This window comes from Acidithiobacillus sp. TH-A117, from assembly GCF_057473465.1.
The window spans coordinates 1-12,478 of record NZ_JBYCKQ010000043.1 but is presented as its reverse complement, the minus strand read 5'-3'; the positions used below and the strand labels follow the sequence as shown (position 1 = coordinate 12,478).

Genomic DNA, 12,478 nt, shown 5'->3' with positions numbered 1-12,478 from the left:
CCTTGGCGGATTGCAGCAAGCGCCTGCGATCTGTAGCCACCAGACTGGCGACCTCGATGATGTTTTTTTCCGCATCGCCAGCGGCTGTAGCGACACCCTCTAGAAAGAAGATCACCCAAGACTCCCAATCCCCATCTGTGCGGATAGCTGACAGGCGACGGTAGTACTCAGCTTGGTGTTGTTTGAGGTAGCCGCTAAAGTACATCAAAGGCTCGGACAGTATCCCCCAGTGTTCAACCAGCACCGCGATCAGGAGGCGGCCAATGCGCCCGTTGCCGTCAAGAAACGGATGGATGGTTTCAAACTGCGCGTGAATGAGCGCTACCTTGACCATCGGTGGCAGATCCTTCGCTTCGTCATGGATGAAGCGCTCCATGTCGGCCAGCAGGGTTGATATATGCTCCGGCGGCGGCGGTACGAAAACCGCATTGCCGGGCCGTGTGCCACCAATCCAGTTTTGCGACCGACGCAACTCCCCGGGTTGTTTGCCCGCGCCGCGCGCTCCATCCAGCAGGCGTCGATGTGCCTCGCACAATAGCCGTACGCTGATGGGCAGTCCTTTCGGATCGCGCAGTTGCTCCTGTGTCCAGCGGAAGGCACGCAGGTAGTTGGTCACTTCTTCCACGTCGTCGGTGTTGCTGACTTTGAAACCTGCTTCTTCATCGAACAAGTCGGTCAGCGTGGCCTGCGTGCCCTCGATCTGTGACGTAAGCAGGGCTTCTTTACGGATAGCACTGTACAAGAGCCAATCAACCGAAGGCACCAAGCCGGAAACGCCTGCCAAACGTGCCAGCGCCAGTTCTGCCTGCCGATTGAGGTCAGTGAACACCTCGGGTGACAGGGCCGGCTCAGCTGGCGGCAAGGCGTGGGGTACGAAGGCACGCACCGACTCGTCCAGTGTCGTGGAAATTGAGTAGGTCCCAGTGATGCGTGTCATTGAAAGCTGTCTTTAGTAGAGTGTTATCAAATTAAAGCATTCTTTAGTGTGAATGACAACGATTAAAGACCGCTTTCATTGCCTCATAGTGAATCACTTTGTCCGACTTAGGACAAAGGACTACGCCACAAGTATGGGCTCAGATAGTTTGCGTGGTGCTACGTTACCAGACCCAACCCGTATTGGATTTTTGGCATAAAGACAGATCTGGAGCCGGAAACGCTGAAAACCGGGAGTTTCTGCAGATGGCCACGCGCAGCACAGGTGGCCCGAACCCCGCGTGGTGCGGGGATTTCGGGCAAGAAAAAGGGCCCGGAGATTTTCCGAGCCCTTCAATGTGGTGGAGCGGAGGAGGATCGAACTCCCGACCTTCGCATTGCGAACGCGACGCTCTCCCAGCTGAGCTACCGCCCCATGAGCGCGTAGGATAAAGAGAAGCCTAGCAGAATGCAACGTCCTGCAAGCCTGCGTCACCCTTTAAATCTTATCGGATCAAAACCGGCCAGGGTGCAGCGCCTGGCTTTGCCGGTCAGCGCCGCCCCACAACCATGACATCGCTGCCGAAGGGGAATATTTCAGGGCGTAAACCGGCCTCTTGCAGGGCGCTGGCAATTTCCTCCGGGTGCAGAAAATGATTGCCCTGTACGTGTTCGGTCAAGTTCTGGTAAGCCATTCCGCGCAAGGCTGGTTCGCGCAAGTGACGATGATCGTCGGGCCAGGCGGGTTCCCAAATGACGACAGCACCTTGCGGTTGGAGAGCTGCGCGCAGCTTCTCAAAAATGGCGCCGCGTTTCTCCCAAACGTGGTGGAGGGCGCGATTCATGGCAATCAAATCAGCAGGTTCCGGCAGCGTGAACGCGTGGATATCACCGGCGGCAAATTGCAGACGCTCCGCCAGACCTTCCTGGAGGGCTTTTTCCCGGGCCTGACGAATGTTTTCGTCAAAGCCATCCAGACCCAGACCCCGTAAGTTGCTGCAACGCCGGGCCAGAGCCCTGAGGTACCAGCCATTGCCGCAGCCGAGATCGACGGCGAGGCCACCCCGGGCATCCACTTCGGCGAAGATGGGCACTTGCGGGCAGATTTTTTCCTCGAAAGTCTTGCGGAAATTGTTTTCGAGCATCAACCCGAACCAGGGCAAAATGGTTTCCCGTTCAGCCAGGACCTTTTCGCCCGGTCGCTCACCGGTGCGCATCAGTCCGGCAGCGCGCTCGGCCATATGTGCCGACAATACCGAACCCACTGCCGTAGCCATGCGGCTGCCCGGCGCTTCCGGGCGCATGCTGTCACCATCTTCGCTGAGTTGCCATTGATCCTCGGCATCGAGTTCCAGCCAGCCAAAAGCATAGGCGGCATCGCACCAGCGCTGCACATAGCCTGCATCCATGCCAGCTTGTTGGGCGAGGCCTTGCGTGTCTGCTCGCTGCAGTTGATGCAGGGCACTGAACAGTCCGTTGACGACACCAATGAAGGCAATATTCAGGGATTGTGCGCCCTGAGCCTGTTGTCTGAGTTCGTCCATGCTGCGTAAGGTCATGTAATCTCCTTTTTCAATGGGTTAAATGAGATATTTCAGCCCGACCACGGTCAGTAATGCCAATGTGGCCAGTAAAAACGTGCGTTGATTAATGCGCATGTGCAGGCGATTCCCTGCCCAGAGTCCCAACAGTACGGGCGGAATCAGCATCAGGAAGCCCAGCGCCAGTTGCCAGGTCAGCAGGGCCAGAGCAACGTACATAAACCCGCGCAGGATATTGTCGGTCAGGGCAATGCCTTGAAAGGTGGCGCGAAAAGCGCGTTTATCGAGGTGACGCATCTGCAGGTAGGCGACAATGGGCGGCCCGCCGCCACCATAAAGGCTACCCACCACGCCCCCGAAAATACCCAGAGGCGTGCCCCAGGGCAGACTGATGCGCGGCAGACGCTCGGGTTTCATGACGAGGGCGTAAACCACATAGGCAAGAATGAATACACCCAGAAAGCGGGTCAGATTCTGGGCATTGGTATCGGCGAGAATAAAAGAACCGATGGCCAGCCCAACGATGCTGCCGGGAATCAGCCAGCGTAGCTCCGGCCAGTGCATCTCCCGAAAATCATAGGCACCGAGGAGCACCGAACCCAGTAAATCCAGGAGCAGGACCACAGGGACCACTTCCTTGATGGGAAAAATCAGGGTGAGCAGTGCCACCGAAATCAATCCGGACCCGAAGCCGATCACCGCGCGGACATAAAATGCCAGGAGCACAATGACTCCGGCGATGGTCCAGAGGAGGGGAGAGTGGGCAAGGGTGGCGTAGGAAAGGGATGCGTGTAAGTTCATACCGACCAGTCTATAAGTTTTGTGGAATGTCTGCCATATCCGGCTGAATCGCAGCGTTGGGAAAAGAAAAAACTGTATAGGCATTTCAGAAAAAATAGCCTAATATGACATTATCCTGAGAAGTTGCTTTAAAACTTTTTGCATTTTGTTGATGGGGGAGGGTTGACCCATGCTGCCGCATCTATCGAGTAATACTGTATTTTTACCGCAAAAAAAGCGCTCGCCAAGGCTTCAGGCATGGTTCTGGAGCCTGTTCTTTCTGGGGTGCGCGCTGCTTTTGAGCATTCCCGCCGCGCGGGCTGACGACAGCGGTCAGCCGCCCATCGATGCCCGCGCCTACATTCTGATGAATGCTCAAAGCGGGGCCATTATCGCGGCCAAAAATGCCTATCAACCCTACGCCATTGCCAGCATCACCAAGCTCATGACCCTGTACCTGCTTTTCAAGGACATCAACGCCGGTGGTTTGAGTCTGAATCAGGAGTTTGTCCCGTGTCGGGCGGCCTTGCAAACGGGTGGGTCGAGCATGTTCATGCATCCCGGTTTGCACTTTTCTGTGGCGCAAATGATTTTGGGTATGACGGTTCCTTCAGGTAATGATGCCGCCGTGGAAGCGGCGCATCTGGTTGCGGGCAGTGTCCCGGCTTTTGTGCGGGAGATGAATCAGACCGCCCGCAAAATCGGCATGTTATCCACAACCTACTATGATCCCGATGGTTTGCCCCATCCCAATAATACGGCCAGCCCCTATGATGTTGCCGTGCTGACCCGTCGCATCATGACGGATTTCCCCCAGTACATGCATTTTTTCAATCATGAAAATTTCACTTACGCGGGTATTACTAGTCCCAATCCTAACCTGCTGGTGGGGCGTGTCCCTTTCATTACAGGTATGAAAAGCGGTTATACCGACGCCGCAGGTCACTGCCTGGTCGCGACCGGCACCCAGAATGGTGTGCAACTTATTGCGGTGATTCTGGGAGTGCCTTCATTTACGGATGAAAACCGGGGTTTCTGGAAGGCCTCCTGGCAAAGTCTGAAATTACTGGACTGGGGTTTTGCCCGGACCCTGTGGCTGCCCAGCACTCCGCATCTGGAAAAAACCTCCGCACCTTAAAAGCTTACTCCTGCAGAGGAGGGCTGCTCTCGGCCTTCCCACCTGTATCGCGTGGCGGTTTTTTCAGAAATAAAATCAACGGAATCATGACCAGGAAACCGTAAAATACCAGTACAAAAGCATCGAGCGTGCCACGCATGTTTGCCTGACTGTAAAGGACGACGTTGCCCAGCACCTGCCAGGTGGTGGGATTCTGGGTCATGCCTGCCGCAGCCAGATAATGGTGGAATGCCGGATTGAAGGGATTGATGAACTTGCTCATCTGATTCCAGCCTACCTGGGTTTCCTGACTCATGACCGTAGAGACAATGGCGATACCGACACTACCGCCCAGGGTCCGCATCAGATTGAAAATGCCTGACCCTTCTGCCTGCTGGGATTTTTTGATAGTGGTGAAAGCCAGGGTAAACAAAGGAATGGTCACCAGACCAAAACCAATACCGCGTATGAAACTGGGCCAGATTACCCACTCCATGTTAATATTGAGGTTGTACAGCGTGGTGAGATAGGTGCCGAATGCGCCGATGACAATGCCGACCAGCACAATATCACGGGGATTGACGCCCTTGCCGAGCAGGCGGCCTGCCAGCATCATCGCCAGCATCGCGCCGATACCCTGAGGGGCCATGACCAGACCGGCGGTAAACGCCTCATAGTGCATGAGACTTTCCAGCATGATGGGCAGGATCACCATGGTACCGAACAGCGCCAGTCCAAATATGCCAATCCCCATGCTGCCAATGGCCAGGTTACGGTCTTTGAGCAGGCGCAAATCCACAATAGGATGTTTCACTGTCAGGGAGCGCCACACAAAAAATAGTAAGCCGAGGATGGTGATCAGGGTCAGGATGATAATGGTGTGGGAACTGAACCAGTCATCCTGATCACCAAGGCTGAGAATGCCTTGCAGAGAACCCAGACCCAAAGCCATCAGCCCGAATCCGGTCCAGTCCACAGGACGGGGATTGGGACTCTTGCCGCCGTCGGGTACGCTCTGCATGAGCAAAAAGGCGAGAATGCCAAAGGGGATATTGACATAAAATACCCAACGCCAACTCAAAGTGTCCGTCAGGTACCCGCCCAGGGTCGGTCCCAGGATCGGCCCGAGCATGATACCCATCCCCAGTATAGCCATGGCCTGCCCGCGTTTGTTGGCCGGATAGGCGCCGAGCATGATGGTTTGTCCGACGGGGGCCAGGGACGCCCCGAATATACCCTGCAGAAAACGCCAGATTACAATTTCGGTGAGGCTGTGGGATTGTCCGCACAGGGCCGAGGAAATCACAAATCCGACCACACTCCAGAGCATGATGTTGCGCTGCCCGTAGCGTTCCACCAGCAGGCCGGTGAGGGGCAGGACAATGACGTTGGCCACCATATAAGAGGTCAGCACCCAGGTAATCTGGTCGCTGTTGGCCTGTAGGGAGCCGCGCATGTAGGTCAGGGCGACATTGACAATGGTGAGATCCAGAACCTGCATGACTACGGCAAGCATGACCGCCACCGTGATGGTCAGGCGTGATGTAGATTGTTCTTGCGCCACCCGTTGGACTCCTTGTCAGGGATGATATATCAATCAGATACCGACCGTTCGGTCAGTATAGTGGGCAAGAAGCTGACTCGCAAGGGCTCTACCCGTCAATGGTTCATTCTCCGCAACGAGCAAAAAAAACCGGCCACGGGGGCCGGTTGCGGAGGAGGAAGGGGATCAGGCAGCACGCGGAACCGCCAGATCCCGCAGATCCTCGTTGTTCATGAAGGCTTCACGCAGCTCCTCATCAGTCACATCGGCGAAGCAATAACCCGCTTCTTCCAGTTGGTAAACCAAAGTAATCATCGCGAATTCCTGTTCCATTTCCATGACCTTTCTCCATCAGTAAATAAGGTATAACTAACATACATAGATATTATGGCTATGTCAATATAATAAATATCTAATATAGGGTAGCCGTGTCCGTGCTTGGGAGATGCTTTGCAGCGACTTTGGTCCGCGCCGTTGTTGTTCTTGGCGAAATCCCGCGCCCGGCTGGCGCACTGTCTGAGCCCGCAGGGCGAGTTTTCGCCTGCCAGCGGGATGAGTCATAGAACAACAGGCAAGGACCGTTGGAGCAAAAAGCATCTCCCAAGCACGGACACGGCTACCCTTCAGCCCTGCAAAAGCGCTTCTTCGTCTGGCTTTAACCAACGCCACTGCCCACTGGCCAGATCTCCCAGGGTCAGATGACCGATGCTGATCCGGATCAGGCGCAGTACCTCTACATCCACTTCTTGCAGGAGGCGCCGGATCTGGCGATTGCGACCCTCCTCCAGAATGAATTCGAGCCACTGGGTTTTGCCGCCGCAACGCAGTTCGCGAATCTGCATGGGCAGGCAGGGCCGGTTATCGAGCACGCTGTGCCGGGCCATGTGTTGCAGGATTCCCGGCGCAAGGGGCGGGCGGATCTGTACATGGTAGGTTTTGGCTAGATGTTGTTGCGGATCGAGGAGTTGCTGGGCCCAAGCCGGATCGTTGCTGAACAGCAACAAACCGGAGCTGGCCTGATCCAGCCGTCCGACAGGAGCCAGCCATGGCTCGGTTGGCAATAAGTCATAAACTGTGGGCCGCCCTTTTTCATCGGCGCGGGTGCTGACCATTCCTCGAGGCTTGTGAAGCATGAGCACCTGGCGTACGGGTTGCTCCAGGGGTCGTCCATCCACCGTAATCTGTGCATGCTGTGGCGAAAAGCGTGCTTCCGGGTCAAGTACCTGCTGTCCGTTGACCAAAACCCGACCGGCACGAATCCAGGCTGCGGCCACAGTCCTGGAGCACAGCCCGGCTTTGGACAAGAGGCGAGCCAAACCGTGATGGGGTTCTTTCTGGCCCCCCTGTTTGCGGTCGAGATGGCTTGGGTAGAGGGACGGCTTTGGACTATTCTTGAGAGGGTAATTTATTTTCTTCATTTTTTAAGGATCTCAAAATGGCACATGAAACAATGCACGAGTCTTTGGAGTCTCTGTCCAGTGATACCCTGGATATTCACCGGGCCATATCCTCGCTGATGGAGGAGTTTGAAGCCGTTGACTGGTACCAGCAGCGCGCCGATGCCTGCAAGGATCCTCACTTGAAGCAGGTTCTGGAACACAATCGGGATGAAGAAATCGAACATGCCGCCATGGTCCTGGAATGGTTGCGCCGGAAAATGCCGAGGCTGGACAAGGAGCTGCGTGAATATCTGTTTACCGAGGGCTCCATAACCGGCCACGAAGCCGAAGCCATGGGCCGGGAATAAATAGGGGTTATCAGGGCAGGAAACGGGCGCAGAGTTCATTGTAAAAGTTGAGCCCCTGGTCGGTAGGCCGGATGCTTTCTGCATCCGCCTGCACTAAACCTTCGCGACGAGCGCGGCGGATTTGCGGCTCGATGAGCAGGCTGTCGAGTCCCGTCCGCTCGGTGAACAGGCGGATGGGGAAACCTTCGGTTAGGCGCAAGGCATTGAGCATGAACTCGAAAGGACGTTCTTCCGGCGGGATGGGGGTGGAGTCGCCCAGTACTTCCCGGTTGCTGAGGGCATCATTCATATAAGTTTCCGGGCGGCTGGGCTTGCGGGTGCGCCAGATCCCTTCGGCCTGGGTGATCTTACCGTGGGCACCGGCGCCAATCCCCAAATAGTCACCATACAGCCAGTAATTGCGATTATGCTGACATTGTTCTCCGGGGCGGGCGTGGGCGGAAATTTCATAGCGCGGGAGTCCGTGACTTGCGAGGGTGTCGCGCAGGCGGTTTTCCATGTCCACTGCAGTGTCTTCGTCCGGCATTTGCGCCGGCGGATGGCTGGCAAAAGGTGTTCCTGTTTCCAGGGTCAGTTGATACAGAGACAGATGCGGAGGCTGATACTGCAGGGCCGTGTGCAGGTCGGTCAGGGCTTCGTCCACGCTTTGCCCGGGGAGGGCGAACATGAGGTCGAGGTTGAAACTGGCAAATTGCGCCGCCATGGCCTTTTCTATGGCGCGCTGGGCGGCAGCGGCATCGTGAATGCGCCCGAGGCGCTGCAGATGGGTATTGTTGAAAGACTGGATGCCGAGGGAAAGACGGGTTATCCCGGCCTCCCGAAAATCCCTGAAGGCATCTGCTTCCACAGCGCCGGGGTTGGCCTCCAGAGTGACTTCCATGCCTGACAAGGGCTGCAGGCGGGCACGGATATCGGAAAGCAGTTGGTGGATGACCTCCGGCGGAAACAGGCTGGGGGTACCACCGCCCATGAAAATGCTGTGCAGGCGACGGCCCCAGATGCGTGGTAGTTCCCGATCCAGATCGGCAATCAGGGCTTCGGCGTAGCGTTCCGCAGGAATCTGTTCGGCCGCATGGGAATTGAAGTCACAATAGGGACACTTGGCTTTACACCAGGGCAAATGCACATATAGTGAGAAGCTGGACGATGGTTTCAGACTGGGATTCATGAATACTCGTGAGAGGAACAGCATGGCGACGGATACTGATACAATACCTCTATTTTTACTCCGATCCGTACTTTTTCCCAAGGCTTTGTTAGGGCTGAGGGTGTTTGAACCGCGTTATCTGGATATGGTGAGCAGTTCCCTGCGCAATGATCGCGGTTTTGGCATTTGCCTGACCCATCCGCGTGGTGATGGTCATGCCGAACCTGAGCGGGTCGGCACCCTCGCGCGTATTGTCGATTGGGGCGGTGAGCCGGGTGTGCTGGAGATTCAGGTGGAAGGACAGCAACGATTTACCATTCAGGATTGGCATTATGCGGGTGCTTTGGCCATGGCCTCGGTCCACTACTGGGCGGAGGAACCCGTCGTCCCCATGCGCCGCGAAGATGACCTGCTCCGCGCCATCCTCAAAGAATTGCTGGGCGAGGCGGCGGCCAGAGACCTGGATGCCAGTACGGCAGGGATGATTCTCGCCCAGGCGCTACCGGCTTCTCCCGAAGAAAAGCAGGCGCTGCTTGTGCTTCAGGATCCCCTGGAACGCTTGCGACGTATCCACGACCTGCTCAATCAACGCGGTGGGGCCTAGTGCTTGCCCTTCCCGTAAATATAAGTGGAGAAGTCCGTATAATTCTGGGAAAGATTACGGAATAAATGGTCGAGGCTGATGATGGCCTGTTCCAGAATATTCACCGTAATGTAGGGTTTCTCGACCTTGAGGCGTTGATATCGGGCGCGGGTCAGGACCAGCACCTGGGTATCGTCGCTTTTGGCGAGAATGCGGGCGCTGCGCGGTTGCCGATCAAAAAAGGACATTTCCCCCGCCATCTCGCCGTCTTTCACCCGCACCACTTCCATTTCGTCGCCATCGGCCGTATGGTGGATGATGGCCATTTCGCCCTTGACGCAGAAAAACAGGGCTTCACCGAGCGTACCCCACTCGGCAATGACCTGATCGGTATGGAACTGGGCATGGGTCACGTATTCGGCCAGGGTCTGAATTTCAGCAATGGTCAATGACTGGGCCAGATGATGTTGCTTCAGAAATTGGGTAATTTCGACATGGGCGACAGTAGACATGAGGATATCCTCGTTTCTGGGGGCTTGGACTCATTATAGGGGTTTATGATGCGGGAAGGACAGGGCTACAATGCTCCTCCCGCCATCAGATGAGTACTGAAAATGAGTCGACCCAGTGGAAGAACAGCAGACGCCTTGCGTCCCATCGCTATCACCCGCCATTTCACCAAACATGCCGAAGGCTCGGTGTTGATGGCCTGTGGAGATACCAAGGTCTTATGCACAGCCAGCATTGAGGAAAAAGTGCCACCTTTTTTGCGGGGCACAGGGCAGGGCTGGGTCACCGCAGAGTACAGTATGTTGCCCCGGGCCACCCAGGACCGGATGCAGCGGGAATCGGCCAAAGGTAAAATCTCTGGACGCACCCACGAAATTCAACGCCTGATTGGTCGGAGTCTGCGCGCAGCCGTTGATTTGCAGGCTTTGGGTGAGCGCACCATCTGGGTGGATTGTGATGTGCTGCAGGCGGATGGTGGTACCCGGACCACCAGCATTACCGGCGCCTGTCTGGCGGTGGCGGATGCCTTGCAGACCCTGCGGCGCAATGGGAAAGTCCAGGGGAACCCCATGCGTGACTGGGTGGCTGCCATTTCGGTGGGTATGTATCAGGGCCAGGCCGTGCTGGACCTGGATTATGCCGAAGACAGCCATGCCGAAGTGGACATGAATGTGGTGATGACCGGCGCCGGCGCTTTTGTGGAAGTCCAGGGAACGGCAGAAGGCGCGGTTTTCAGCGATGCAGAGATGGCGCAGATGCTGGCCCTGGCGCGTCAGGGTATTCGTGACCTGGTCGCCCGCCAACGCCAGGAAATCCCTGAGGCTGTGCCGTGAAAGCGCTGCTGCTGGCGACTGCTAATGCCGGCAAAATCCGCGAGCTCGATAGCTTGCTCAGTCCGCGTGGCTATCAAATACATGCTCAGAATGATCTGGGCATTGCCGGAGCGGCCGAAACTGGCAGCACTTTTGTGGAAAATGCCTTGCTCAAGGCCCGCCATGGCGCGGCTTTGTCAGGAATGGCGGCTCTTGCCGAAGATTCCGGGCTTTGTGTTCCCGCCTTGCAAGGGGCGCCGGGACTGTTTTCGGCGCGTTACGCCGGAGAGGATGCCAGTGATGCCGAGAATAACCAGCGCTTACTGGACGAGATGCAGAATTTACAGGGCGCAGAACGTGGTGCCTATTATGTGGCCTGCATGGTTTTTCTGGAGTCGGCAGAGGATCCTGCGCCTATCGTGGCCCAGGGGTTCTGGTCAGGTGCCATTGCACCGGCCCCGCAGGGGGAAGGAGGATTTGGTTACGATCCACTCTTTTGGCCGAGAGGCAGCACGCGCAGTGCGGCGGAATGGACCTTGGTGGAAAAAAATCGGGTGAGTCACCGGGCGCTTGCCCTGGAAAGATTGTTGAAGCTCTTGGCTGAGCGTCAGGCGCCCCAGCCACTGTCCGAAAGGGGTTGACGCAGTCGGGTCAGCGCCCGCACCTGCAGTTGTCGTACGGCCTCGCGGCTGACGCCCATGCGCTCGGCCACGGCTTCCAGAGTCATCGGCGAATCGCCATGGATGCCGTAGCGAAAAATCATGACTTCCCGTTGTTTTTCATTGAGCTCGGCCAGATGCTCGCGGAGTGCCTTGCAGATGGACTCGCGATCGTAATCCATGTCGGGACTGGCGGTATCGCCGGGAACCTGTTCAACGCGGCTGGGGCCATCAGCGAATTCTTCATCAAGAGAGCAGACGCGGATATCAGCAAAATCCAGAGCGCGCATGGTACTTTCGCGCACCCCTAGTGCTTCCCGGCGTTGCTCACGCCGCGTGTCGTCATTATGTTCGCTTTCGTCTTCTCCCCGCTGTAAATAGGCATGCAGGGATTTAGCCAGATAATCGGGCAGACGAATAAAGCGGGAACGGATCAGGGCGCGTTGCATGGCCTCGCGAATCCACCAGGTGGCATAACTGGAGAAACGCGTGCCCAGGCCCTCGCGGAAGCGATCGGCAGCACGCAACAAACCCATATAGCCTTCCTGAAGCAAGTCTTCCTGGCTGAGGCCCTTGTTGCGATAGGATCGGGCTACGGCCCTGACCAGGGGCATGTGCGCAGAAATGAGGGTGGCCCTGGCGCTATCATCACCCTGGCGAAGGCGGCGGATCAATTGTAATTCCTGGTCCTGGGTGAGAAAGGGGCTGCTGTTCTCACTGGCCATGAAATCCGCCAGTGGCGGCGGGTCGATGGCTGGCGGAACATCAGGTAAGGCTTCGTTCAATTCTCTCGCTTCCGTTCGCATGGGCTTCCCCTGGTTTTAAAGACCACAATTACTCTAACATTGTAATCTAATATTCTATATATAAAAGCATTTTTGCTATTTCATATATTAGCATTCTTTTTGATCGCCCTGTCAAGCACATGCAACGCTTGTTTTGCGCTTTTTACAACGTCACCAGTAGCAAGGATTTTTTTGACTCGCGCAGTTGATCTGCCTATACTCTGCCACTTTCTCGCTAAGCATTTATTTTTGATGAGGTCAGAAACCTTCTATGCCAACTGTTCGTGTTAAAGAAAATGAACCTTTCGAAGTGGCGCTGCGGCGCTTCAAACGCTCCTG

Annotated in this window: 15 protein-coding genes and 1 tRNA gene; 6 read left to right on the top strand and 10 right to left on the bottom strand. The window is 56.2% G+C overall.

Annotated elements, in window-relative coordinates; translation table 11 throughout:
- The 4 genes from AC2VLR_RS10700 to AC2VLR_RS10685 form a co-directional block, all read right to left on the bottom strand.
- Positions 1–937, bottom strand: a 937-nt coding sequence (locus AC2VLR_RS10700; protein ID WP_486882103.1) for a Fic family protein, incomplete at its 3' end; no start/stop codon positions are given.
- 338 nt (positions 938–1,275) lie between these two features.
- A tRNA-Ala gene (locus AC2VLR_RS10695) sits at positions 1,276–1,351 on the bottom strand.
- Between the two features lie 115 nt (positions 1,352–1,466).
- On the bottom strand, positions 1,467–2,474 hold the full coding sequence (locus AC2VLR_RS10690) for a class I SAM-dependent methyltransferase (protein WP_486882102.1): 1,008 nt from the start codon (positions 2,472–2,474) through the stop codon (positions 1,467–1,469).
- Between the two features lie 21 nt (positions 2,475–2,495).
- A complete protein-coding gene (locus AC2VLR_RS10685; protein WP_486882101.1) occupies positions 2,496–3,257 on the bottom strand; it encodes a sulfite exporter TauE/SafE family protein in 762 nt (253 codons plus the stop codon).
- 277 nt (positions 3,258–3,534) lie between these two features.
- Between AC2VLR_RS10685 and AC2VLR_RS10680 the strand changes: the two genes are divergently transcribed.
- On the top strand, positions 3,535–4,374 hold the full coding sequence (locus AC2VLR_RS10680; RefSeq protein WP_486882100.1) for a D-alanyl-D-alanine carboxypeptidase family protein: 840 nt from the start codon (positions 3,535–3,537) through the stop codon (positions 4,372–4,374).
- A gap of 4 nt (positions 4,375–4,378) precedes the next feature.
- On the opposite strand, the gene AC2VLR_RS10675 is transcribed toward AC2VLR_RS10680, so the two are convergent.
- From AC2VLR_RS10675 to AC2VLR_RS10665, 3 genes are all read right to left on the bottom strand, one after another.
- Complete coding sequence (locus tag AC2VLR_RS10675) at positions 4,379–5,917, bottom strand: DHA2 family efflux MFS transporter permease subunit (protein WP_486882099.1); 1,539 nt, start codon at positions 5,915–5,917, stop codon at positions 4,379–4,381.
- A gap of 165 nt (positions 5,918–6,082) precedes the next feature.
- Complete coding sequence (locus tag AC2VLR_RS10670; RefSeq protein ID WP_486882098.1) at positions 6,083–6,235, bottom strand: hypothetical protein; 153 nt, start codon at positions 6,233–6,235, stop codon at positions 6,083–6,085.
- A gap of 284 nt (positions 6,236–6,519) precedes the next feature.
- Positions 6,520–7,314 (bottom strand): pseudouridine synthase, encoded by a 795-nt coding sequence (locus AC2VLR_RS10665; protein WP_486882097.1) that lies wholly within the window; start codon positions 7,312–7,314, stop codon positions 6,520–6,522.
- A 17-nt stretch (positions 7,315–7,331) separates the two neighbouring features.
- Between AC2VLR_RS10665 and AC2VLR_RS10660 the strand changes: the two genes are divergently transcribed.
- Positions 7,332–7,643, top strand: coding sequence for an encapsulin-associated ferritin-like protein (locus AC2VLR_RS10660; protein WP_215842804.1), 312 nt, complete (start codon positions 7,332–7,334; stop codon positions 7,641–7,643).
- 10 nt (positions 7,644–7,653) lie between these two features.
- Here AC2VLR_RS10660 and hemW read toward each other — a convergent pair whose 3' ends face one another.
- The gene (hemW, locus tag AC2VLR_RS10655) at positions 7,654–8,811 is read right to left on the bottom strand and encodes a radical SAM family heme chaperone HemW (protein ID WP_486882096.1); all 1,158 of its coding nucleotides are present in this window, start codon (positions 8,809–8,811) and stop codon (positions 7,654–7,656) included.
- Between the two features lie 22 nt (positions 8,812–8,833).
- Here hemW and AC2VLR_RS10650 point away from each other — a divergent pair, with 22 nt between their 5' ends.
- Positions 8,834–9,394: an LON peptidase substrate-binding domain-containing protein gene (locus tag AC2VLR_RS10650; protein ID WP_486882095.1), complete on the top strand. Its 561-nt coding sequence runs from the start codon at positions 8,834–8,836 to the stop codon at positions 9,392–9,394.
- On the opposite strand, the gene AC2VLR_RS10645 is transcribed toward AC2VLR_RS10650, so the two are convergent.
- Positions 9,391–9,885, bottom strand: coding sequence for a Crp/Fnr family transcriptional regulator (locus tag AC2VLR_RS10645; RefSeq protein WP_486882094.1), 495 nt, complete (start codon positions 9,883–9,885; stop codon positions 9,391–9,393). The genes AC2VLR_RS10650 and AC2VLR_RS10645 overlap by 4 nt on opposite strands.
- 102 nt (positions 9,886–9,987) lie before the next feature.
- On the opposite strand from AC2VLR_RS10645, the gene rph reads away from it, so the two are divergent.
- Both rph and rdgB read left to right on the top strand, forming a co-directional pair.
- On the top strand, positions 9,988–10,716 hold the full coding sequence (rph, locus tag AC2VLR_RS10640) for a ribonuclease PH (RefSeq protein WP_486882093.1): 729 nt from the start codon (positions 9,988–9,990) through the stop codon (positions 10,714–10,716).
- Positions 10,713–11,336, top strand: coding sequence for an RdgB/HAM1 family non-canonical purine NTP pyrophosphatase (gene rdgB, locus AC2VLR_RS10635; protein ID WP_486882092.1), 624 nt, complete (start codon positions 10,713–10,715; stop codon positions 11,334–11,336). Before rph ends, rdgB begins: the two co-directional genes overlap by 4 nt.
- Here rdgB and AC2VLR_RS10630 read toward each other — a convergent pair.
- Positions 11,303–12,160 (bottom strand): sigma-70 family RNA polymerase sigma factor, encoded by an 858-nt coding sequence (locus tag AC2VLR_RS10630; RefSeq protein WP_486882091.1) that lies wholly within the window; start codon positions 12,158–12,160, stop codon positions 11,303–11,305. The genes rdgB and AC2VLR_RS10630 overlap by 34 nt on opposite strands.
- A gap of 250 nt (positions 12,161–12,410) precedes the next feature.
- Here AC2VLR_RS10630 and rpsU point away from each other — a divergent pair.
- The coding region (rpsU, locus tag AC2VLR_RS10625; protein WP_486882104.1) for a 30S ribosomal protein S21 at positions 12,411–12,478 on the top strand (68 nt) is incomplete at its 3' end.

Bases quoted from the DNA above. Each gene is read 5' to 3' on its own strand.
- AC2VLR_RS10645 (WP_486882094.1), bottom strand. From the start codon at position 9,885: ATGTCTACTGTCGCCCATGTCGAAATTACCCAATTTCTGAAGCAACAT.
- AC2VLR_RS10630 (WP_486882091.1), bottom strand. From the start codon at position 12,160: ATGCGAACGGAAGCGAGAGAATTGAACGAAGCCTTACCTGATGTTCCG.
- AC2VLR_RS10685 (WP_486882101.1), bottom strand. From the start codon at position 3,257: ATGAACTTACACGCATCCCTTTCCTACGCCACCCTTGCCCACTCTCCC.
- AC2VLR_RS10660 (WP_215842804.1), top strand. From the start codon at position 7,332: ATGGCACATGAAACAATGCACGAGTCTTTGGAGTCTCTGTCCAGTGAT.
- AC2VLR_RS10690 (WP_486882102.1), bottom strand. From the start codon at position 2,474: ATGACCTTACGCAGCATGGACGAACTCAGACAACAGGCTCAGGGCGCA.
- hemW (WP_486882096.1), bottom strand. From the start codon at position 8,811: ATGAATCCCAGTCTGAAACCATCGTCCAGCTTCTCACTATATGTGCAT.
- AC2VLR_RS10665 (WP_486882097.1), bottom strand. From the start codon at position 7,314: ATGAAGAAAATAAATTACCCTCTCAAGAATAGTCCAAAGCCGTCCCTC.
- rph (WP_486882093.1), top strand. From the start codon at position 9,988: ATGAGTCGACCCAGTGGAAGAACAGCAGACGCCTTGCGTCCCATCGCT.
- AC2VLR_RS10650 (WP_486882095.1), top strand. From the start codon at position 8,834: ATGGCGACGGATACTGATACAATACCTCTATTTTTACTCCGATCCGTA.
- AC2VLR_RS10670 (WP_486882098.1), bottom strand. From the start codon at position 6,235: ATGGAAATGGAACAGGAATTCGCGATGATTACTTTGGTTTACCAACTG.